Annotated in this window: 14 protein-coding genes; 8 read left to right on the top strand and 6 right to left on the bottom strand. The window is 71.3% G+C overall.

Annotated features, from left to right (window positions below):
* Positions 1-124: 124 nt before the first annotated feature.
* A complete protein-coding gene (locus ACIHFD_RS14210; protein ID WP_397367196.1) occupies positions 125-583 on the top strand; it encodes an Lrp/AsnC family transcriptional regulator in 459 nt (152 codons plus the stop codon).
* Positions 584-586: 3 nt separating this feature from the next.
* Here the strand turns inward: ACIHFD_RS14210 and ACIHFD_RS14205 are convergent, their stop codons facing one another.
* A complete protein-coding gene (locus tag ACIHFD_RS14205) occupies positions 587-1,822 on the bottom strand; it encodes a hypothetical protein (protein ID WP_397367195.1) in 1,236 nt (411 codons plus the stop codon).
* A 130-nt stretch (positions 1,823-1,952) separates the two neighbouring features.
* Between ACIHFD_RS14205 and ACIHFD_RS14200 the strand changes: the two genes are divergently transcribed.
* Together ACIHFD_RS14200 and ACIHFD_RS14195 are read left to right on the top strand one after the other, a co-directional pair.
* A complete protein-coding gene (locus ACIHFD_RS14200; RefSeq protein WP_397367194.1) occupies positions 1,953-2,678 on the top strand; it encodes a class I SAM-dependent methyltransferase in 726 nt (241 codons plus the stop codon).
* Between the two features lie 62 nt (positions 2,679-2,740).
* Positions 2,741-2,998, top strand: coding sequence for a hypothetical protein (locus ACIHFD_RS14195; RefSeq protein WP_397367193.1), 258 nt, complete (start codon positions 2,741-2,743; stop codon positions 2,996-2,998).
* Here ACIHFD_RS14195 and ACIHFD_RS14190 read toward each other — a convergent pair.
* Positions 2,992-3,645 carry a nucleoside monophosphate kinase gene (locus tag ACIHFD_RS14190; RefSeq protein ID WP_350725282.1) on the bottom strand — a complete coding sequence of 218 codons (654 nt, stop codon included), beginning with the start codon at positions 3,643-3,645 and terminating at the stop codon, positions 2,992-2,994. The genes ACIHFD_RS14195 and ACIHFD_RS14190 overlap by 7 nt on opposite strands.
* A 315-nt stretch (positions 3,646-3,960) precedes the next feature.
* Between ACIHFD_RS14190 and ACIHFD_RS14185 the strand changes: the two genes are divergently transcribed.
* The 3 genes from ACIHFD_RS14185 to ACIHFD_RS14175 all read left to right on the top strand — a co-directional run bounded on the left by ACIHFD_RS14185 (position 3,961) and on the right by ACIHFD_RS14175 (position 10,817).
* Positions 3,961-5,205 carry a C39 family peptidase gene (locus ACIHFD_RS14185; protein ID WP_397367192.1) on the top strand — a complete coding sequence of 415 codons (1,245 nt, stop codon included), beginning with the start codon at positions 3,961-3,963 and terminating at the stop codon, positions 5,203-5,205.
* A gap of 141 nt (positions 5,206-5,346) precedes the next feature.
* Positions 5,347-9,609: a hypothetical protein gene (locus ACIHFD_RS14180; RefSeq protein WP_397367191.1), complete on the top strand. Its 4,263-nt coding sequence runs from the start codon at positions 5,347-5,349 to the stop codon at positions 9,607-9,609.
* Between the two features lie 155 nt (positions 9,610-9,764).
* Complete coding sequence (locus tag ACIHFD_RS14175) at positions 9,765-10,817, top strand: LacI family DNA-binding transcriptional regulator (protein ID WP_350725276.1); 1,053 nt, start codon at positions 9,765-9,767, stop codon at positions 10,815-10,817.
* 479 nt (positions 10,818-11,296) lie between these two features.
* Here the strand turns inward: ACIHFD_RS14175 and ACIHFD_RS14170 are convergent, their stop codons facing one another.
* The 3 genes from ACIHFD_RS14170 to ACIHFD_RS14160 all read right to left on the bottom strand — a co-directional run bounded on the left by ACIHFD_RS14170 (position 11,297) and on the right by ACIHFD_RS14160 (position 14,876).
* On the bottom strand, positions 11,297-12,214 hold the full coding sequence (locus tag ACIHFD_RS14170) for an endonuclease/exonuclease/phosphatase family protein (protein ID WP_397367190.1): 918 nt from the start codon (positions 12,212-12,214) through the stop codon (positions 11,297-11,299).
* Positions 12,215-12,510: 296 nt separating this feature from the next.
* Positions 12,511-13,533: a LacI family DNA-binding transcriptional regulator gene (locus tag ACIHFD_RS14165; protein WP_397367189.1), complete on the bottom strand. Its 1,023-nt coding sequence runs from the start codon at positions 13,531-13,533 to the stop codon at positions 12,511-12,513.
* Positions 13,534-13,607: 74 nt separating this feature from the next.
* Entirely contained in the window at positions 13,608-14,876 is a 1,269-nt protein-coding gene (locus ACIHFD_RS14160; protein ID WP_397367188.1) for a hypothetical protein, read from the bottom strand.
* A 115-nt stretch (positions 14,877-14,991) separates the two neighbouring features.
* Here ACIHFD_RS14160 and ACIHFD_RS14155 point away from each other — a divergent pair, with 115 nt between their 5' ends.
* Positions 14,992-15,714: a TetR/AcrR family transcriptional regulator gene (locus ACIHFD_RS14155; RefSeq protein ID WP_397367187.1), complete on the top strand. Its 723-nt coding sequence runs from the start codon at positions 14,992-14,994 to the stop codon at positions 15,712-15,714.
* 286 nt (positions 15,715-16,000) lie between these two features.
* Positions 16,001-17,080, top strand: a complete 1,080-nt coding sequence (locus ACIHFD_RS14150) for a serine hydrolase domain-containing protein (RefSeq protein WP_397367186.1) — start codon at positions 16,001-16,003, stop codon at positions 17,078-17,080.
* A 115-nt stretch (positions 17,081-17,195) separates the two neighbouring features.
* On the opposite strand, the gene ACIHFD_RS14145 is transcribed toward ACIHFD_RS14150, so the two are convergent.
* Entirely contained in the window at positions 17,196-20,120 is a 2,925-nt protein-coding gene (locus tag ACIHFD_RS14145; protein ID WP_397367185.1) for an endo-1,4-beta-xylanase, read from the bottom strand.
* Positions 20,121-20,166: the final 46 nt, after the last annotated feature.

The following is a 20,166-nucleotide window of genomic DNA, read 5'->3' as shown; positions in this document are numbered from 1 at the left end:
CAAGCACAGCAATGCGGGATGATATGCGCAAGTATTAGATGAGAAAGTGCCCGGAAGACGCAAACTATGTGAACACTTGGGCTTGGCGGCTGAGGTTCTTTGCGCCGGACGAAGGGGTTCTCGCATGCCTGATGTGGACGACGTCGACCACCGCATCCTCCGGCTGCTGCGGGAGGACGGGCGCAGGACGTTCTCGGAGATGGCGGAGCTGGTGGGGCTGTCGGTCGCGGCGGTGAAGCGGCGGGTCGACCGGCTCAGGGATCTCGGCGTGATCACGGGGTTCACGGTGCAGATCGACTACGGCAAGCTGGGGTGGGGGATCGAGGCGTTCACGGAGCTACGTTATCCGGGCACGACTCCCGTGAGCGAGATCGTCCGCACCGCCACGGACGTGCCCGAGGTGCAGGCGGTGTTCACGATCGCGGGCGATCCGGACGCCCTGATCCACGTGCGGGTACGCGACCTCGGGCACCTGCAGCAGGTCATCGACCGGCTGCGGCGGGCCGGGGACGTGACCGGGACCAAGACGCTGCTGGTGCTCGGCTCGTGGACCCGCGAGGCGCTGTCCCCTCGCGCCCGCTGAGCCTCACCGCTTCTTGCCCGCTTCGACGGGAGCCCGGTTGCGGGTACGGTCCCGGGCCTGCTCGCGGCGGGAGAAGTGCCACACGAGCAGGCTGATCGCCAGGAGGACGGCGAAGCCCAGGCCGAGCCCCCAGCCTGACACGCCGGCCAGGGGGAGGTCGTCGGCCTCCGTCTCCGGTTCCTCGCCGCCGGACGCCGGCCGGGACCCGCGATGGGCGGGTCCCCCGCCGACCCCCACCTGATATCCACCCTCATGGAGACCTTCCGGGTACGGCACCTGGCCGGGCCCGGCCTTCTCACCGGGGCCGGGCTGGCCGGGACCCGGCTGGACCGGCCCCTGGCCGGGGACGGGCTGGAGCGGATCCTGGCCGGGCAGAGGCGGAACGTAACCCTCACCGGGGACGGGCTGCGCAGGCCCGGCGTCGTCACCCGACGTGGGGCCCGGAACGGGGCCCGGCTCCGCCGTGGCGGACGGCACCGGATCGGCCGTGGGCGCGGGGTCCGGTTCCTTGGGGGTGTCGGGGCTCGGCGTCGGCCGCGGAGCCGGGGCCGGATCGGGTACGGCGGACGCGCAGCCGCCACCCCCGGCGGGACCCTCCACCGGCGCGTCCTCGGAACCGCCCGTGTTGCCGGGGGCGCAGTCGTCGACGGCGCCGTCCGGGCCCGCGGCCTCCGGACGGCCCCCGACCCGCGCCCGGGTCGGGCTGACCATCCGCGTCGTGCCGCTGCCCATCCCCCAGGCCGTGACCTCGGCGCGGTTGAGGACGTGCGCACCCTCCGGGACTCCCGGGTCGATCGTGACCGGGATCTCGTAGCTCACGCTCTGCCCCGCGGGGAGCGTCAGCCCGGGTCCGCCGCAGGCGACGGCGCCGCCGTGCCTGATGAGGGCGCAGTCGTCGGGGATCGGGCCCGGGATCGCGTTGCGGTCCAGCGTGTCGATGACCGTCACGTTCTCGGCGGCCCGGTCTCCCGCGTTCGTGACGGTGACCGAGTAGACCGACTCCCCGCCGATGACCATCGGCTCCGGGCTGACGGTCCCGATGATCCGCAGGTCCGGGCTCCCGGGCACGTGGAACGCGGCCGGAACCGCGCCGGACAGCGGCGGCGGGGCGGAGCCGTACACTCCGGTCCACCCGCCTACGGCGAGGAGCGCGATGACCGCCGCGATCCCGGGCATGCCCATGTCGTCCCCCCGCCTGACCGCGCCGTGCCGCTCGACCGGGGACGATCCTCCTCTCACCCGCCCCGCCCACGGGGCGGCCCGACCGGAACCATGCGCCGCCATGGCAAACCCTTTGCCCGCCCGGCAGGCGTTCCGCGCTCGATGAACACCCGCCCGCCGCGGATCGAGGACGCGTACCGTCGGGGTCATGCCCGATGTCGCGCGCTACGACGAGATCGCCGACTTCTACGCCTCCGGCTGGACCGACGTCATCGACGACCCGGCCTCCGCGCGCCTGCTCGACCTGCTGGGGCCGGTCGCGGGCACGCGGGTGCTGGAGATCGCCTGCGGCCACGGCCGGATCAGCCGCGAGCTGGCCCGCCGGGGCGCCGCCGTCGTGGGCGTGGACGTCTCACAGGCCCTGATCGCGAAGGCGAGGGCCGCCGAGCGCGACGCGCCGCTGGGCATCCGCTACCTCCACGCGGACGCCTCCCGGCCCGGTCTGCCCGATGCGTTCGACGCGGTGGTCTGCAACTTCGGCCTCTCCGACATCGACGACCTCGAGGGCGCCGTCACGGCCGCCGCCGGCGCGTTGCGGCCCGGAGGGGTCTTCGCCTGCTCGATCCTGCACCCGTGCTTTCCCGGCGGCCCGGGGGTGTCCGGCTCCTGGCCGGGGGACGCGCGCTACCACGCCGAGGGCTGGTGGCGCGCCGACGGGGAGCTTTCCGCGCTGCGCCGCCAGGTGGGCGCCAACCACCGTACGCTCTCGACGTACGTCAACACCTTCCGCCGCCACGGCCTGTGGGTGGACGAGTTCGCCGAGCCCGAGCCGGCTCCCGAATGGGCGGCGAATCGACCGGAAGCGGCCCGCTTCCCCGTGTTCCTCGTCATAAAGTGCGTCAAGGAATTACGGGAAACGGGGGCGTTGTCGTGAGAAATCCGGAGACCGCGGCTCAGTTGGCGGCGCACAGGACGTACAGGGTCGCGTGGATCAGCATGAGCGCCTTCACCGGCACCCTGGGAGCGTTCGCGATGCTCGCGAGCTTCATGCCGACCAACTACGACTGGGACCCGGAGATGCCGGATTACAGCGATCCGGACATGATGACGCTGGCGACCGCGGCGTCGGGTTCCGCCGTCCTCCTGACCCTGGCGGCGATGGGCTTCGTGTGGCGGAGCACGTCGGCGTTCGTCGTCTTCTCCCTCTTCCTCGCCGTCGACCTCTACCGGTTCACCATGCTGATCACTCACTGAGGCGGCGTGTAGGGCGGGAGGTTGAAGCGGGTGCGGATGGTCCGCTGGACCGTCGCCTTGTCCGACCGGGCGTCGACGGTCATCACGTACTCCTTGCCCCTGAACAGCTCCACCACCGGGTCGATCTTGCTGTGATACTCGCGCAGGCGTCTGGCCAGGGCGTCCGGGGTGTCGTCGGCGCGCGAGACCAGCTCGCCGCCGCACACGTCGCAGCGGCCCTCCTCCGCCGGCCGGTGGGCGATCAGGTTGTAGTCCATGCCGCAGCGCGAGCACAGGCGGCGGGCCAGGACGCGGCGGCGCACCTCCTCGTCCGGCAGGTCCAGGTGGATCACCCCGTCGATGTCGTAGCTCTCCAGGAAGAACTCCGCCTGGCGGCGGTTGCGGGGGAAGCCGTCGATGATGAAGCCGTAGTTCCAGTCGTGCTGCTGGAGCCGGTCCCTGACCACGGCCTCCACCAGGTCGTCCCCCACCAGTTCGCCGGCCGCGACCAGGCGGCGGACCTGGGCGCCCAGCTTGGTGTGGTTCTTGACGTGCCAGCGGAAGATGTCGCCGACGCTGATGTGCACGAGGTCGAGGTCGCCGGCGAGCATGGCGCTCTGGGTGCCCTTGCCGCTGCCCTGGACGCCGAGGATCACGTATTTGCGCATATGCCCCACGTTCCCACAACCGACCCAGCGGGATCATGGTCGGGAAGGTGTGTGGTGTGGCGGCACCCGGAGCACACCACACCACACACGTCCATCACCGAGGGGGTGAACTGCCAGTTTGCGGAAATTTCCGAAATGTGTCAATGAATCATAGAAAGCTATCGGCCCTGGAGGCCGGTGCCAACCGTAATAATCTGCTATTACTTGGGGAAACTCTCGCCGAAATATTTCGGCACTCGTGAAACTTGCGCAGCGTGAGTTGATACGTAGATTTCCGGATGCTTCACACAGCGGTTGTGCCGGAAGGTGGGGTTCATGCGCGCGCTGACCGTGTTCCTGTCCAGCCTGCTCCTCGCCACGACGCTCTCCGCACCCGCCGGGGCGAAACCGCTCGCCCTGACGTCCGAGGTCGTCTTCCAGCGGGCCGACTTCGCCACCGGCACGTACGAGGGCACCACGGCCGACGACGGCCTGTCGTTCGGCACGGCCGCCGGCACCGTCTCCTACACCGACGCGCTCGGCACCAAGAGCTGGGAGTACGCCCGCTGGACCGGCCCCGAGCGGACCATCGGGTTCGACGCCACCGAGCTGATCGCCTCCTGGACCGCGGACGTGCCCCAGGGCAGCTGGATGCAGGTCGAGGCCCGGGCCAGGAACGCCGAAGGGCTGACCAAGTGGTTCTCGCTCGGCCGCTGGGCGTACGCGGAGGGCGACATCCGCCGCACCTCCGTTTCGGGACAGGGCGACGCCGACGCGAACGTCTCGGTGGACACGCTGGTCGCGGCGGCGGGCAAGCCCATCACCGCCTACCAGCTGCGCCTCACCCTCTACCGCGCGCCCGGCTCCGCGATCACGCCGCGCGTGCGCACCTCCGGCGTCATGGCCTCCAACGTGCCCGAGCGCAAGACCGTGCCGGTCAGCCCGGGCGGGGGCGCCTGGGGGACGGAGCTCGCCGTGCCGCGCCGCTCCCAGAACGTGCACCAGGGCCACTACCCCGAATGGGACGGCGGCGGCGAGGCCTGGTGCAGCCCGACCTCGACCACCATGGTCCTCGGCTACTGGGACAGGTGGCCGAGCGCGCAGGACACCTCCTGGGTCGACCCCTCCGACCCGAACCCCGAGGTCGACTACGCCGCCCGCTACACCTACGACCACGCCTACCAGGGCGCCGGCAACTGGCCGTTCAACACCGCCTACGCCGGACGCTACGGAATGGACGGGTTCGTCACGCGGCTGCGGTCGCTGACCGAGCTGGAGCAGCTGATCAAGGCGGGCATCCCGGTCATCACCTCGCAGTCGTTCAAGAAGGGCGAGCTGCCCGGCGCCGGCTACGGCACCAACGGGCACCTCATGGCAATCGTGGGCTTCACCTCGTCGGGTGACGTGATCGCCAACGACCCGGCGTCGTCCGGCAACGCCGCCGTGCGGCACGTCTATCCCCGGGCGGACTTCGAGAACGTGTGGCTGCGGAGCTCCAGCAGCGGCGGGGTCACGTACATCATCCACCCGCCCGGCCACGCTCTGCCCGCCACGACGCCGGGGCTGCCCGCCAACTGGTGATCCCCGGCACGGGATCTCGACGGAAGGTCGGAAAGGTGCGTACTCTGGCAACCGGGAGTTGTCGGGGGATCACGAGGCGCGCTCGGAGTGGCGCCTCCTAGTTCGTGCCGCCCGCCGACCTTCCTCGCCGTGGAGCGCCGGATGACCGACGACGAATCCGCAACCGTCGAGAGGCCTAGACCGCGCTGGAACGGTCCACCTCTCCTGCTGTCGTCCGGCGGCGCCCGCGTCCTGGTGGCGGGCACGGGGACGCATCGGCCCGGGTCGCCGCTGCCGGCGGTGCCCGCCGTGCCGGCGACGGTCGCGGACGTCGGGCGCTGCCTGGTCGAGCGCGGCGGGCTGGCGCCGGCCCACCTGACCGTACGGCTGGACCCGGCGACCCCCGCCGACCTGGGGCAGGCGCTGGACCGGCTGGCCCAGGAGGCGACGTCCGTCCTGATGTTCTACTACGTCGGCCACGGCCTGGTCGGCCCGGACAACGAGCTGCACCTGGCCACCCGCGCCACCGTGGACCTAGGCCGCGGCGCGCCCGGATACCAGGCGCTGCCGTACGGGGTCGTGCGCCAGATCCTGTCCGCGTCGCGGGCCGAGCTCGTCGTCGTGGTCCTGGACTGCTGCTTCGCCGGCCGCGCCCGCGGGGCGTCGTCGCAGGCGGTGGAGCGGGTGTTCGACTCGATGTGGCAGGGGGCGTACCTGCTCACGTCGTCGAGCAGGGACGAGAACTCCTGGGCGCTGCCCGGCGTCCGGCACACGGCCTTCAGCGGCGCGCTGCTGCGGCTGCTGAACTCGGGTGACCCGGCGGGGCCCTCGGTGTTCACCTTGGATCACGTCTACCACAGCCTCGCCCGCAGGCTCCCCGACGCCGGTTTCCCCCGGCCCCGCCGCCAGGCCACCGACCTGGGCGATCGCCGCGCGTTCGCGGTCAACCCGGCCTACGTGGCCCCGCGCTCCCGGCCGGTCCCGCCGGTCGCGGAGCCCGGCGACGAGGCCGGCCCGTACCGGGGACTGGCCGTGTACGGACCCGAGGACGCGGAGGTGTTCTTCGGGCGGCAGGAGCTGACCAGGTCGCTGGTGGCGCGGGTGCGGGAGACGTTCGGGAGCGGATGCCCGCTGATCGTGACGGGTCCTTCGGGGGCGGGGAAGTCGTCGGTGCTGCGGGCCGGGCTGATCCCGGCGCTGCGGCACCAGATGGCGGAGGAGCTGTCGTGCGTCGTGCTGGCCCCGGGCGCGGATCCGTCGGCGGAGCTGGCCCGCCGGGTGGCCCCGGGCGACCGGCGGTTACTGCTGGTGGTGGACCAGTTCGAGGAGGTCTTCACCGCGTGCGCGGACGAGCCGGCCAGGCGGCGCTTCGTCGAGGAGCTGGTCGCGCTCTCCAGGACCGCGGCCGTGGTGGCCTCCGTCCGGGCCGACTTCTTCGGGCACTGCGCGTCGTACCCGGGGCTGCTGGAGGCGATGCAGCGGCCCGCGATCGTCGGGCCCATGACCGTGACGCAGCTGCGCGCCGCGATCGAGGGCCCGGCCGCGCGGGCGGGGCTCTCGCTGGAGCCAGGGCTCACCGACCTGCTGCTCGAAGACGTCGGAGCCGGTGACGTGGAGCGCTCCGGCGGCGTGCTGCCGCTGCTGTCCCACGCGCTGCTGGCCACCTGGCAGCGCCGTACGGAGCGAACGCTGACGATGGCCGCGTACCGGGCCTCGGGCGGCATCGCGCGGGCGCTGGCCACGAGCGCCGAGGAGACGCTGCGGCACCTCGGCGCGGGCGTGGAGCCGATCGCACGAGACCTGCTGGTACGGCTGGTGCACCTCGACGAGCAGACCGACGACACGAGGAAGCGGGTGGCCCTGGCCGACCTGGCTCCCGCGGGCGTCCCGCGGCGGGTCCTGGACGAGTTCGTGCGCACGCGGCTCCTCACGGTGAACGAGGACGAGGCGGAGATCGCCCACGAGGCCCTCATCCGCGCCTGGCCCAGGCTCCGGAACTGGATCGAGACCAACCGGGTCGACCTGCTCGTCCGCCAGCGCCTGGCCGAGGACGCGGAGACGTGGCAGCGGCAGGGCCGGGACCCGGCGTACCTGTACGCGGACAGCCGCCTGGCGGCGGCACAGGCTGTTGCGCAGGGCGCGCGATCGGCGACCGAGCGGGCGTTCCTCGACGCGGCGCTGCGGCGGCGCAGACGGCGGACCTGGATCGTCCGCCAGGTGATCGCCGCGCTCACGGTCCTCCTCCTCGCCGCCGTGACCGCCGGCGTCCTGGCCCTGCGGCAGACCGCCGAGGTGACCAGGCAACGTGACCAGGCCGTCTCCACGCAGGTCGCCGACTCCGCCAACGGCGCCGCCGACGCCTCGCTCGGCGCCCAGCTCTCCCTGGTCTCCTACCGCATCGCCGACACCCCGGAAGCCCGCGGCGCGCTGCTCGGCACGCTGGCGCACCCGGTCGGCGCCCGCCTGATCGGGCACCGGGGCCCGGTCGAGTGGGTGTCCTACCGCCCCGACGGCCGCATGATCGCCACCGCCTCCAGCGACGCCACCGCCCGGCTCTGGAACGTCTCCGACCTCGCCCGCCCCAAGGCCGTGAGCGAGCTCAAGGGCCACGCCGCGAGCGTGGTGCGAGCGGTGTTCAGCCCGGACGGGCGGGTGCTCGCGACCGCGTCCGTGGACCGGACCGCCCGGCTCTGGGACGTCTCCGACCCGGCCAGACCACGGGTCCTCGCCACGCTCAAGGGCCACACGAACAAGGTGAGCTCGGTCGCGTTCAGCCCCAAGGGAGGCGTCCTGGCCACCGTCTCCTTCGACGGCACCACCCGGCTGTGGAACATCGCCGACCCCGCCCGGCCCGCCCAGATCGCCCTCCTGCGGCAGAAGTACGTGCTCAACGACGTCGCCTTCAGCCCCGACGGGCGACTGCTGGCGACCGCGGCGGGCGACGGAAGCACCACGATCTGGGACGTGCTGGACCCGGCGCGGCCCGGCGACCCGACGGTGCTGAGCGCGCCGGACGGCGGCAGCACCTGGAGCGTGACCTTCGACCCCGCCGGCCGCCGGCTCGCCACCGCCTCCACCACCGGCACGCTGTACCTCTGGGACGTCACCGCGGCCAAGCGCGTCGGCACCGCGCGGGGCCAGGGCTCCTTCGTGTACGACGTCACGTTCAGCCCCGACGGCAAGCTGCTGGCCAGCGCCGCCACCGACGCCTCCGTCACCCTGTGGGACGTCTCGAACCCGGCCGAGCCGCGGCGCACGACCGCCCTGACCGGGTTCGCGAACACGGTGACCGCCGCCGCGTTCAGCCCGGACGGCCGGACGCTCGCCACGTCGTCGGCGGACACCATGACCAGGCTGTGGAACGTCTCCGACCCCGCCCGCGTCTCCTACCGCGCCGGCCTCGGCGAGCACACCGGCCCCGTCAACGCGCTCTCGATCTCCCCGGACGGCCGGATCATGGCCACCGCGTCCGGCGACAAGACCGTCAAGCTCTGGGACGTCTCCGACCCGGGCCTGGCCAGGTCGCTGTCCACGCTGTCCGGTCACACGGACATCGTCCAGACGGTCCGTTTCAGCGCGGACGGCCGCATGCTCGTCAGCGGCTCCTCCGACCAGACGGCCAAGCTGTGGGACGTCTCCCGGCCGGCCGCCCCGAAGCTGCTGGCGACGATCAGGAAGCACGTGAACGTCGTGGAGTCCGGCGCCTTCAGCCCGGACGGGCGGACGGTGGTGACGACGTCGCGGGACGGCCGCACCTACCTGTGGGACCTGGCCGATCCCCAGGCTCCCAAGCTGGTCTCCTCGCCGGGCGACGCCGACAACTGGCTGAACGCCGCCATGTTCAGCCCCGACGGCCGCATGCTCGCGATCGGCTCGGGGACCGGGGCCATCCGGCTCTGGGAGGTGTCCAAGCCCGCCGCTCCGCGGCTGCTGGCCAACTACCCCGCGCACACCAACAGCGTGCTGGGGCTCACGTACAGCCGGGACGGCAGGACGCTGGCGTCGGTGGGCTCCGACGGGACGGCCCGGCTCTGGGACCTCACCCACCCCGAGCGGCCGACGCAGGTCGCGGTCCTGCTGGGGCACACGGGCGCGGTGGGCAGCGTGGCCTTCGCCGCCGACGGGCGCAGGCTGGCCACGGGGGCGCGTGACGGCACCATCCGGATCTGGAACCTCGCCGACCGGACCCGGCCGGTCACGTGGGCGGTGCTCGCCGGGTCCAACTGGGTCAACGGCGTGGCGTTCACGCCGGACGGGAACGTGCTGGCCAGCGCGTCGGGCAACGGGACGGCGCAGCTCTGGAGCATGGACGTGGAGCAGGCGCGGCAGCACGTCTGCGAGGTGTCCGGAATGACCATCACCCGGAGCGAGTGGGCCCAGTACGTGCCCGGGCTCCCGTACAGCCCGCCCTGCCAGGCCGGGTGACGCCGGCCGTGGAGATCGCGCGTCTTGCGCCCGCGGATCTCCCTGGCCATAGACTTCGGTGAGATGGCGTAAATCTCCCATGATCCACCCGCACTGCTCCGTCTGCCGAAAACCGTGAAGGGCCGACCTTGTCGCGAAAAGTAAGCACAAAAGGCGTGCTCACCGACGACGAGCGTGTCACGATCCGCGATGTGGCCGCCCGGGCAGGCGTGTCGGCCACCACGGTCTCCAGGGTGATCAAGGGTGACTACCCGGTCGCCCAGGCCACCAGGACGCGGGTGCTGCGGGCGATGCGCGACCTCGACTACGTGCTCAACGTGCACGCCCGCGCCCTGTCGGGGGCGAGCACGAAGACGGTGGCGTTCGTGCTGGACGACGTCACGGGGCCGTCCTTCGCGTACGTGGCCAAGGGCGTCGAGCAGCAGGCCACCGCCGAGGGGCGGCTGTGCATGGTGTGCACCACCCACGGCGACCCGGCCAGGGAGCTGGCCGTCGTGGAGGCGATGCGCGAGCAGCGGGCCGACGCGGTGATCCTGGTGGGGGGCGGCTCGCTGGACGACACGTACCGCGAGCGCATGTCCCACTTCGCCCACGCCCTCGACAAGGCGGGCTCCCGGCTGGTGCTGTGCGGGCGGCCGCCGCTCGGGGACGACGTGCCCACGACCGTCGTCGAGTATGACAACGAGGGCGGCGCCTACGCCATGACCAGCCACCTGCTGTCGCAGGGCCACCGGCACATCGCCCTGCTCGGCGCCTCGTCCCCTGCCGACCGCAGCACCACGAAGGTCGACCGGGAACGCGGGTTCGTGCGGGCGCACGAGTCCTTCGGGGTGCCGTACGACCCCGACCTGGTCATCCCGGCGGGGTTCGGCCGGGCCGACGGCTACGAGAGCACGCGCCGGCTGATCGCGCTCGGGACGCGGTTCACCGCGGTGTTCGCGGCCACCGACATGGTGGCCATCGGGGTGCTGGCGGCACTGCGGGAGGCGGGGCTGCGGGTGCCCGACGACGTGTCGCTCGTCGGTTACGACGACATCCCGTTCGCCGCCGACCTGGAGCCGGGGCTGACGACGGTGCACATCCCGACGGAGGAGCTGGGGCGGACGGCGGTCCGGCTCGCGCTGAACCGCGAGGAACGCCAGCACGTGGTCCTCGGCACCCACATCGTCGTCCGCAACTCCGTCCGTCCCCCGCTGCGAGGGCAGTAGGTGGGCCGGGGCTCGCCCGCCCCTTGACCGTCTGGGTGGTTGACCGACTGATGCCCACCCCGGCACCGTCGTTGACCGATGGGCAATGGCGTAGTCGGCGGCCGAGTCGCCGAAGCATGTCCAGACGCCAATCCCGATCCGGGGAAAGAGTCGGTCTCATGTCCGCGCAACCCGCGAACGGATAAGAGCACTAGCGAGCCAAAGTTCGGAACGTCATCCGAGACGTCGTCACAGGCACGTAGCGTACGACGTACTTGACCAAGGAAGGCCTCGTAGAGGCACGTTCAGCGGAGGTGTCACAATGACTGCCGTTCATTTCGGCAGCTACGCCGAGGCCCGTGCGCATCTCAATGCACTCTTGGACGCGGCTGAGCGCGGCCGTGTGGCCACAGTGCGTCGCGAGTCGGCCACGGCACGGGACGCTCGCGGGCGAAGTCGCGCGGGCCACCTGATCTTTGGGTAACGCGCCGCGTCCTGGATCAGAGGCGGATGTCGGCGGCGATCGGTAGGTGATCGCTGCCCGTCCTGGGTAGCGATCGGATCTTGGTCACGGTCATTCCGCGGCTCAGGATTTGGTCGATGCGCGCCAGCGGGGCACGCGCCGGCCAGCTGAAGGCGAAATCGCGAGGTGGGGCTGCCATCAGCGTGGCGACCGGGCGCAACCCCCGGTCGTCCACGGTGCTGTTGAGGTCGCCGAGCAGAAGGATGCGATCGACCGGCTCGGCTGCCAGCACGGCGCCGAGCCGGTGGGCGCTCTCGTCTCGGCGTACGGAGTCGAAGCCTCCCAGACCGATTCGCACCGACGGCAGGTGAGCGACGTAGATCGCGATGTCACCCTGCGGGGTTCGGGCTACCGCGCGCAGGCCGCGGTTCCAGTCTGGGCCGACGCCGTGCGGACGGATGTCCACCAGAGCCGCCTCGGCGAGGGGGTAGCGGGACCAGAGGCCGACCGTGCCTTGCACCGTCCGATACGGGTACTCGACGCCCAACGCAGCATCCCAGGCCGGGCGCGCCGCCGGCACGAGCTCCTCCAGGCCGATGACGTCCGGCCGGGCCGCGATCAGCTTGCGGGCGGTGCCGGCCGGGTCGGCGTTCTCGTCACTGACGTTGTGCTGTACCGCGACCAGGTGATGCGGCTGGTCCCCACGGGGCAACAAATGCCCGCCGAACTGGGTAAGCCAGGCGACCATCGGCACCAGCGCGGCCAGCACGCCCGCCATGGAGCGCCGCCACCAGGCCAGGCCGAGCAGCACCGGGACGGCCAGCGCGAGCCACGGTAGAAACGTCTCGGCCAGGCTGCCGAGGTGACCGATCCCATTCGGCACGGATCGGGGGAAGGCGATGACGGTCGCGGTCAGCGCCGCGAGTGCGACCAGGAGTAAACGGAAGATCGGCACGGCGAGATCCTTGCAGGCTTTGGTGCGATCCGGATCCCCTCTTGATCATGTCGCGCGTAGTCACTGCTCCATAGCCATCCGGTGGCAAGGCCCTCCACCGGTCGGTCCCGCTCACTTAAGTCTCACCAGCCGAGAAGGCTGCGGCCTGCATGTATGACGGGGTCCGCCTTTCCGTGTCGATCATGAACTGTTCGGCGTGCCTCGGTCAACGACGGTGCCGGTGGCATTCCGGTCCGGGGCGGGGTCCAGCAGGCCGACCACCCAGACGGGCAACGGGCGGGCGAGCCCAGGCCCACCTACTGCCGTGGTGGGGCGGTGGACTCGCGGATGATCAGGCGGGGTGGGACCAGGGAGATGTCCGGTTGCGGCTGGCCGCTCAGTTCGGCGAGTGCCGCGTGGAAGCATGCCCGGCCCAGCCCCACGAAGTCCATGCGTACGGTCGTCAGCGCCGGGGTCCAGAAGGCCGAGCCAGGGATGTCGTCGAAGCCCACGATGCTGACGTCCCCGGGAACGTCCTTGCCGACGTCGTAGAGCGCCCGCCGTACCCCCTGCGCGATGTCGTCGTTGCCGCACAGGATCGCCGTCACCCCGGGCGAGCTGGCCAGCCGCTCCCCCGCCGCGTACGCCGACTCGATGTCCCACCCGCACCCCAGCACCGAGGGGATCTCCGCTCCCGCCTGCCGCAGCGCGTCGCGCCACCCCGCGTGCCGCCCGCCGGCCCGGCCCTCGGACGGGATGGCCACGTGGTGGACGGTACGGTGCCCCAGGTCGAGCAGGTGCTGGGTGGCGTCGGCGGCGGCCCGGCGCTCGTCCAGCGCGATCGCCACCCGCCCCAGATCGGGTGCGACCGGCTCGGCGGCCACCACGGCCGGGATGTGCGGCGGCAGCGCCTGCGCCACCGCCGTACCCAGCGGGTCGAACGCGATCACCACCAGGCCGCCCGCGCTCGGATCGCTGACGTAGTCGACCGTCTGCCGGACCTCGGCCGACTCCACGACCCTGATCCCCAGCGCCACACCCTCGGTCCTGGCGGCCTCCTCGATGCCCTGGAGGGTGGAGGCGTACCCGTACAGCATGGTGTTGGAGGTCACGACGGTGACGCCGCTGGCGCGGCCGAGGCCGAGCGCCCGGGCGGCCCGGTTGGGGCGGAACCCCAGCCGGTCGATCGCGGCCAGCACCGCGGCCCGGGTGTCGGGCCGCACCCGGGGTGAGTCGTTCAGCACGCGGGAGACGGTCTGATGCGAGACGCCGGCCGCGGCGGCGACGTCGCGGATGCTCGGGACGGCCCCTTTACGGACATGTCGGGGGCTCGTGGTCACGGTCACATGGTAGTCGGGCCCAGGAGCGGAGGTCGGGAGCGGTTCCCGAAGCTCCAGGTCCCCGGAAGTGCCGGTCAGTCGGCTCGTACGGGCTGCTGGTAGTTGTTCAGGAGGGTGAAGTGCTCCCTCGACTCCGCCGGGATCGGGCCGATCTCCACGGGAGCGGAGGGGGAGATCAGGTCGGCGCGGTAGAGCTTGGCCGTGGCGGGGTCGTCGTTCTCGTTGGCCGCGATGATCAGGGAGCGGCGGTCCCGGGAGACGGCCACCGTAATGATCGACGACTCGGTCGCCGGGGCGATCTCGTTCTTCACCTTCACCTCGGTGTGCTGCACATAATCGATGTCGTTCCGGGCGAGCCGAGGGTTGATCCGTGCGGTGTAGAAGTCGTTGCTCCCGCCCGCGCAGAGCAGGTCGGTGGCGTTGATCCAGGCGAGCGGGTCGCAGTGGCGCAGGCCGCCGTCACGTACGACGATCTTCATGCCGAACGGCAGTTGGAGCGGAGCGTCCTCATAGCGGTCCACCGTGTTCCCGAGGATATCCAGTTCGGCCCCTTGGACCAGGTTGATCCCCACGGCCGCCCGGCTGGGGTTCGCCGCGAACCTCCCGGAGGGATGGACGGTGCCCGGGCACATGACGGCGACCGATCCCACGACGCGGTAGAAGGTGTCGTCGTTGCTGTTGGTGAAACAGGCCAGGCTGATCTTGCGCGGAGTCAGCCGGCCGTTCGGGTCCGCCGAGAAGTACTGCTGGGAGTCGCGCAGGAACCAGAACGACCCGTCGGGCGCGAATCCGGGGTACTTGTCGGAGAACGTCTCCTTGACGTATCCCTTCTTGTTCGACCTGTCGGTGAGGTCCGTGAACGTCCCGGTGCCGAGGTCGAGCCAGCCGACGTGCGTCGGGTCGCCACTGGACGGGAAGTCCACCTGGACGGCGACCCGGCGGCCGTCCGGCGAGACCGGGCTGACGCCGGGATCTCCCTCCTCACCGCACAGGCTGCGCACGACGGCCTTCGCTCCGCCCGCCGTCGCGGCGATCTCGGTCAGGAGCGGCGCGAGCGTCACGCTGGAGAAGCTCGCGACACCGGTACGGAAGGCGTCGTCGTAGGCCGTGGCCCGCCACCCGTCGTCATTCCACGAGCAGGCGACCGGCCCCTGGGCGGCGAGCACGGCCGGAAGGCTCTTCGCCGCCTCGGCCAGTGCCGTCTTCCTGGCGTCCGGAGTGGGGGTGGAGGCGCGCGGGCTCGGCTGGGACAGGGCGACGGGGCCGGAGGCCACCGAACAGCCGGTTGCCGCCAGGAGGAGCGCGACCGCCGTCGCCGGCCAGCCACCGCTACGGGAACTCATCCAAGATCTCCTTCACGCCTTCAATGATGATCCTTAAAAGAGTGAATACCATTAACCATGTGTCGCCCATTCACCGCAAGTGGCCGCGGCAGGCGAGACCAGACAAGATGGTCGGGTGACAGCGTTGACGCGACGGGAACGACTGCGGGCCGAGCTCGAACGCGACGCCAAGGCCGCCGCCCGCAGGATCGCCGCGGAGGAGGGCATCGAGGGTCTCACCCTCGCCGCCGTGGCCCGCGGCGTCGGCGTGACACCCCCGGCCCTCTACCGCTACTTCAACGGCAGGGCGGGCCTCATCCGCGCCATCTACGACGACATCACCGCGGAGTTCATCGACACCGTGGACCGGGCCGCGCGGCGCCAGGACCCTGACGACGTCAGCGCCCAGCTGCACGCCGCCACCCAGGCCGTGCTCGACTGGTCGCTGGCCAACAAGGTCGAGTTCGACCTGCTCATGGGAGCCGGCTTCGCCAAGATCGCCGAGTCGGAGGAGGGCATCCCGGTGGTCATCGCGCGCGAGCTGGGCGGCCTGTTCGGGCAGCTGTTCGCCCGCCTGTGGAACGAGGGGCGGCTGACCTGCCCGGCGGACGAGGAGATCGACCCCGTCCTGGCAGCCCAGTTGCGCACCTACCGCTCGGAAGTCGGCCTGGAGTTCCCCATCGGCGTGGTGTTCCTCATGGTCGTCTGCTGGCGGCAGATCTACGGGCTGCTCTGCATGGCCGTGTACGGGCACCACAAGTTCGCCTTCGACGACCTGCAGCCGTTGTTCGAGCACATGATCGACGACCTGCTCGGCCTCCTCGGGCTCAAGCGGAGCCCCAACCTGCGCCTGCGGTGAAAGGGGCTCCTCCCGCAGGTGAGCTCAGCCGGCGGGTGGAGGTCACCGACGTCGGGCAGCCGGATCCCGGCCTTCTTGCGAGCGGGTCAGGCCGGTCGGCTCCGTAGGTGTCAGTGTGGACGAGGCCAGGAGCATCAGCTTGTAGGCGTCTGCGGAGCCGAGCGTGATGGTCAATGTCAGCGGGTGCTCGGCCTCGGCTCGGGGCGGACAAGGTAGGGAAGACCTCCACCCCAACAGGCAGGTAGGCATGACTGAACATGAGTGATCTTCTCGCCACATTAGAAGCATGAAGAGATTGCTCGCCGCCGCTGTCGCCGGCTGTCTGGTCATCGCCCCTGTAGCTCCCGCCTTCGCTGCCGCCGCAACGCCCTCGCCGCAGTCCCGCCTTGACCTGCTCACCACCGAGGACGGCCTGGCGGGCGCGTTGAGCCAGGTGCGGACCCCGGGCGGCATGACCGTGACCCTGCATTCCGGCACCGCGGAGCGGGGCACCGGCCGGCCGATGATCGGCCCCGAGGGCCGGTTCCGGATCGCCAGCGCGAGCAAGCCGATCATCGCCGCCACCGTGCTGCGACTGGCCGACCAGAAGAAGATCGACCTGGACGCGCCGGTGGAGCATTATCTGCCCGGCGTGCTGCGCGGCAGGGGCGACGGTGCGGCGATCGATGGACGGAAGATCACCGTCCGGATGCTGCTGCAGCAGACCAGTGGCCTGCCCGAGTTCCTCAACGCGATCGAGTGGAAGGAGCCGTTCCCGGACTTCCTGCAGGTGGCACTCGCGCTCAAGCCCACGCCCCGCGGCTCGTTCGCCTACGCCAACACCAACTACCTGGTCCTCGGCATGATCGTGACCGAGGTGACCGGCAAGGACTTCCGGCAGGCGAGCCGAGAGCTGATCTTGAAGCCGTACGGGATGCGGGACACGTACTGGCCGGCCAAGGGCGACTACGGCATCCGTGGCCCGCATGCCCACACCTACGGGGTGCACCCCGGCCGCCCGCAGGACGGCGAGGTGGATCTGACCGACCGGCTGCCCACGTACGAGTTCGGGCCCAGCGGCGGTCTGGTCTCCAGCCCGGAGGACCTCAACCGGTTCTGGCGCAAGGCCCCGCTGGGCAAAATGATGGCCAGCACGGTGCCGGTAGAGCAGGAAGGCTGGCCCGAAGGCGCCCGCTACGGCTACGGGTTGGCCCGGATGGAGTCGGGCTGCGGCTATGCCTACTTCGGCGCCGGCGACATGCCGGGGGCCGCGGTGTTCAGCGGCCGCGACCGGGCCGGGCGCGCGGCCACCGTCTACGTCACGGGCGTCCCCGAGAAGCGGCAGCACCTGATCGACGCCTTCGTCGCCGCCATGTGCGACCGCTGAGTCCGGGTCGGCCGAGCGGAAGGGCAGTCCGAGCGGAGCAAGGCCCTTTGGCCTGGGGTGGGTGTCGGCAGGCCCACCGTCCAGTCGGGCAACGGGAGGGTGGAAGCCGGCCCACCTACCCCTGGGTGAGCCGGAGGACGCCCCAGTGGCTGGTGTCCAGGTAGCTTCGGCCGGTGTTGTCGTTCCAGGTCACGGCGCTGGTACGGGCGGTGCCCGTGGCGTCGTTGACCTGGGCGTCGAAGCCCAGCAGCGTCCCCGGTGCGAGTGTGATCGTGGGCAGCTCGATGGCCGCCTCGACGACGTACCCGCCGGACACCGTCCTGGTCACCGCCTTCACGTGGTCCTTCACCCCGCCCGCGTCGAACGTCCCGCCGACCGTGATCCGGCCCGAGAAGCTGATCCGGTACTGGCCGTCGTCGTCCTCGTAGCCCTTGGTCTTGCCGTTGCCCGGGTCCACGAAGATCTCGACGGAGTCCTGCTCCCACGGGTTCGGGGACTCCTCGCTCAGCGTCGGATCGGCGACCTGGGCGAGCACGTACAGCGTGGATCCGCTCCACAGCGAGCGCACCTTGGCGGTCGCGCCGGACGTGCCCTGGATCCAGGTCGCGGTGCGGATCTCCGGCGCGGCCGACCAGGCCCGGTCCACGGCGCCGTCGAGCACGGGCGTGCGGTGGGCGGCGGAGGTGAGCTTGACGGCGGGCACGGCGGTCACCTTCCCCGTCCAGGAGGTGCTCGCGCCGGCGGAGTCGCTCACGGTCACGTCTGTGTTGGTGCCGGTCGCGATCAGGGCCTCGACGCGGTAGCCGGTCGGCGTCGGCCGCACCGCCGCCTTGGGGCCGCCGGTTCGTTTGACGACGTACGAGGTGCCGTCGACCGTGAACGTCACCCGATCGTCCTTGCCCGCCGTCGGATCCGTGACCTCGGCGAGCACGTACAGCCCCTTGCCCGACGAGCGCGCCTGGAACCCGGCCGACACGTCGCCCACCCGCGCGATCGGCGAGTCCGGCAGCAGGTCCCACTCGAGGTCCCGCCTGCCGTCCACCTTGGGTGTCCCGGCCGGTGCCTCCAGCCGGCGCACTGGCGGGGCCAGCCGCGACGGGTCCACGACGCCCCAGTAGGCGGGCTTGGCCTGCAGGTCGTCGTCGAACAGCAGCGGCGCGTTCAGCCGCGGGATCGGCCACGACCGCAGCCAGCTCACGTCGTCGGACTCGCCCCAGACGGTCACGGAGCTGAGCTTGGCGGCCTGCCGCCGGAAGACGTCGAACAGCTCCTTGTAGCGGTGGCCCTGCTGGACGAGCAGCTCGGGCGGGATCGTGTCGTACGACGACACGAAGTCCGTGTAGACGCTGACGTCCAGCTCGGTGATCTGCTGGTCCACCCCCAGCGTGGCGAAGCGCTCGATCGTGGCCTCGACGGAGGAGGCGGGCGGGTGCTCGATGTTCAGGTGGAGCTGGTGGCCGACGCCGTCGATCGGCACCCCTTCCGCCTTGAGCCGCTTGACCAGCGCGTACAGGGCCTCGCGCTTGCGCGGGAACTCGGTGTTGTAGTCGTTGATGAAGAGCTTGGCGTCCGGGTCGGCCTCGTGGGCGACGCGGAAGGCGGTGCGGATGAAGTCGAGGCCGGCGATCTCGTACCACTTGGAGCGGCGCAGGCCGTCGGGCTGGTTCTCGTCCACGACCTCGTTGACCACGTCCCAGGCCGCGATCTTGCCCTTGTACCTGGTCACGAGCGTGCGCACGTGCGTCTCCAGGCGCTTGAGCAGCAGCTCCTTGTCGGCGTTCTGGAAAACCCAGTCGGGGGTCTGGCTGTGCCAGGCGAGCGTGTGGCCGCGGATCGTCATGCCGTGCCGGGTGGCGAAGTCCACCAGGAAGTCGCCGTCGGCGAAGGTGAACTCGCCCTCACGGGGCTCGGTGGCGTCCCATTTGAGCTCGTTGCCGGGGGTGACGCCGCTGAAGTGCCTGGCCAGCAGCTCGCCGTGTACGCCGAGCGCGTCGGGCCTGGTGAGCGCCGAGCCCATGACGAACGGCACCTTGTCCTTGAGCGCGGGGATGTCGGTCTGGATCGGCTTGGGCTGGATGTACTTCATGGAGAAGTCGTCCAGGTAGAAGGGGAACGTGCCGGTGTCGGACTCGACATAGACGCTGAGGAAGTCGACGTCGTACGCGAGCGTGTACGTGCCGGACAGCTGCACCCACTCCCCCGCCGGCACGTCCTTCGGCGAGACGACGCGCTCGTAGCTGGGGGTGCCGCCGGTCCTGCGCTCGATCGACAGGCCGAGCCGGCCCGCCGTGGCCTCCGGTCCGAGCCGCACCCACACCGACAGGGCGTATTTGTCGCCCTTGGCCATCCGGCCGAACACGTTGAGGGCGGGACCGTCCCAGGAGGCAGAGCGGCCGCCCACGGCCAGCGAGCGGCTGCCCGCGTGGGCGGCCTCCGCGCTCGGCTGGAGGGTGGCGGCGGCCCTGGGCGCCCAGTCCTGCGCGGTGCCGTCCTCGAAGTCGCTGCTGACGGGCTCGCGCGTGGGGTCGCCCAGCGGGGTGACGACGATGTCGTCCAGGTAGAACTCGCCGGTGGCGTCGGAGCTCTCGGCGTAGAGCTGCACGTCGGCGGACTCGGCGGTGAACAGGTAGTTGCCCGACAGCCGCGTCCACCCGCCGTCGGTCACGGTGGCCGCCGCGACCCGCTCGTACGTGGTGCTGCCCCCGGTCGGGGTGCGCTGGACGGTCAGCGCGATCGTGGCGGCGGGCCGGCCGCTCACCTGCCGCGCGTACGCGGTCACGGTGTAGCCGACACCTCGGACGAACGGCGCGGAGATGGACGCGCCGTGCCACGTGGCGGTCCGGCCGGTGGTCAGGAGGCTGCTCGTGCCCCCGTGGGCGGCGTCCGGCGTCACCGTGACGGAGACGCCACCGCCCCGTGGCCCCCATCCCTCGGTGGTGCCGTTCTCGAAGTCGTAGGCGAGGTCCGCCGCCGCGTGCGCGGAGAGCGCGGGAACGAGGCATAACAGGGCGGCGGCCACCAGGGCTCGAAGGGTGCGCACGATGCTCCCGATGAAAGTTTCAGCGAAGCGCCGATAAATATCAGGC

The sequence above is a fragment of the Nonomuraea sp. NPDC051941 genome (assembly GCF_044593615.1).
Note: the sequence above shows the minus strand (reverse complement) of the source record. Positions and strands in the feature narration are given on the sequence as shown.